This window comes from uncultured Virgibacillus sp. (assembly GCF_947495635.1).
GTDB lineage: Bacteria > Bacillota > Bacilli > Bacillales > Amphibacillaceae > Virgibacillus > Virgibacillus salarius.
The window spans coordinates 1-1,313 of sequence record NZ_CANMAB010000203.1; the positions used below are offsets into that span (position 1 = coordinate 1).

The 1,313-nt window shown below is 43.0% G+C and carries 1 protein-coding gene; it reads left to right on the forward strand.

Annotated features, from left to right (window positions below; genetic code table 11):
* Window positions 1-34 precede the first annotated feature (34 nt).
* On the forward strand, window positions 35-1,313 hold a 1,279-nt coding region (locus Q1A47_RS20470), incomplete at its 3' end, for an IS110 family transposase (protein WP_299632741.1).

The following is a 1,313-nucleotide window of genomic DNA, read 5'->3' on the forward strand; positions in this document are numbered from 1 at the left end:
CCGAAATTAATAAATACCAAGGAGAGGACCCACTATGAATTATAATCAAAATCACAAACTATCGCAAATCACACCAGAAACATTAATTGTAGGAATCGACATCGCTAAAAACAAACACGTGGCACGTGCGCAGGATGACCGAGGGTTTGAATTTGGAAAACGACTGATCTTCGACAATCGCGTTCATGGCTTTGAACAGCTTTTAAACTGGGTCTCCAGACTTCAAAAAGAACACCGTAAAAGTGAATTAATCATCGGTGCAGAGCCAACAGGACACTTTTGGCTGAGCCTTGCTTATTATCTGAAAGCAAAAGATATTAACTTTGTGCTGGTAAACCCTATGCACGTGAAAAAGTCCAAAGAACTCGATGATAACTCACCAACGAAAAATGACACCAAGGATGCGCGTGTCATTGCACAGCTGATAAAAGACGGACGATACTCCGTACCAAATCTTCTCGATGGCATTTATGCCGAACTGCGGGAAGGGATCAAATTACGAGATCAACTCGTCAAACAGCTGATTATCATTGAAGGACGCATTCAAAACCATATTCAGCGATATTTCCCAGAGTTTAATGATGTATTCAAAGACTGGGAAGGCAAGACAGCTTTATTCAGCTTACGTAACTTTCCGTTTCCATCCGACCTCCGAGGCGTGACTCCGGAGGAAGTATTAGCACAATGGAAAACGACAATTAAGCGAGGCGTCGGAATCAAGCGTGCAACTCAGTTCATTGAGAAGGCAAGGAAGAGTGTCGGCATTGAAGTTGGATTGCGTTTCGCAAGAAAAGAAATACACAGTCTCTTAGACCAATACGAGCTCTATCAGAGCCAATTAACCGAACTGGACATGGAAATTACAGATCTCATGAAAGACATTCCAGGCGCCCAGGAAATGATGAATATTAAAGGGCTGGGGCCAATCACCATAGCCACCTTTCTCTCTGAGGTCGGAGACCTCAAAAAATATGACCATCCACAACAGCTGGTCAATATGGCAGGTTTGTCGTTACGAGAACATAGTTCAGGGAAGTTCAAGGGACAAACAAGGATAACAAAACGAGGGCGGAAAAAGCTGAGAAAAGCTTTATATCTGGCCGTTAGGCCATTAGTAGCCAGTAACTCGACGTTCAAGACCCTGCACAGATATTACACGACCCGATCCGTCAACCCGTTGAAGAAACAACAGTCATTGATTGCAATGTGCGGCAAATTACTACGTGTACTGTTTGTGATTGGCAGAAAACAATGTGAATTTGAAGGTAGCAAGCTATTACAAGGTTTAACTCAAATGAAAGAATTGCAGGCAG